At 68.5% G+C, this 457-nt stretch carries 1 protein-coding gene; it reads right to left on the bottom strand.

Annotation, left to right across the window (positions count from 1 at the left end):
* Positions 1 to 410, bottom strand: a 410-nt coding sequence (locus tag J5M71_RS28270) for a condensation domain-containing protein (RefSeq protein ID WP_243434397.1), incomplete at its 3' end; no start/stop codon positions are given.
* Between the last annotated feature and the right edge of the window lie 47 nt (positions 411 to 457).

The raw sequence follows: 457 nt of genomic DNA, 5'->3' as shown, positions 1-457 counted from the left end.
GTTTCGGCCTGCGCATGAACGCCGTCCGCCCAGCGCCGCCGCTCGACCTCCAGCACGTCGCCGAACCCCTCGCCCGTGCGCGCGGCCGACGCGGCCGCGTACGCGGCGGGATCGGCGTAGGCGGACGAGATGTCGTCCAGCAGGATCAGCGCCGATGCGCCGTCCACGCAGATGTGGTGGATGTTCAGCGCCAGCAGATAGCCGCGCGGCCGAGTCCTCACCAGCACGAACCGGTAGACGGGCTCGGTTAGCAAATCGAACGGTTCGAGCAGGCAGGCGCCGATTGCGGCGTCGATCCGCGGCGCGCGCGCCGCGGGTTCGACGTCCGACAGATCGATGAATTCGAGCGGCCCGTGCGGATGCGACGCGCTGTATTGAAGCGGCACGCCCGCGCGCTCGATAAAGCGCATGCGAATAGCCCGATGCGCATCGGCCACCGCGGCAAATGCATCTTTTA

It is taken from the genome of Pseudomonas sp. 43(2021) (assembly GCF_017490805.1).
Lineage (GTDB): Bacteria > Pseudomonadota > Gammaproteobacteria > Pseudomonadales > Pseudomonadaceae > Aquipseudomonas.
The sequence above is the reverse complement of the archived record's forward strand: the minus strand, read 5'-3'. Positions and strand labels throughout refer to the sequence as shown.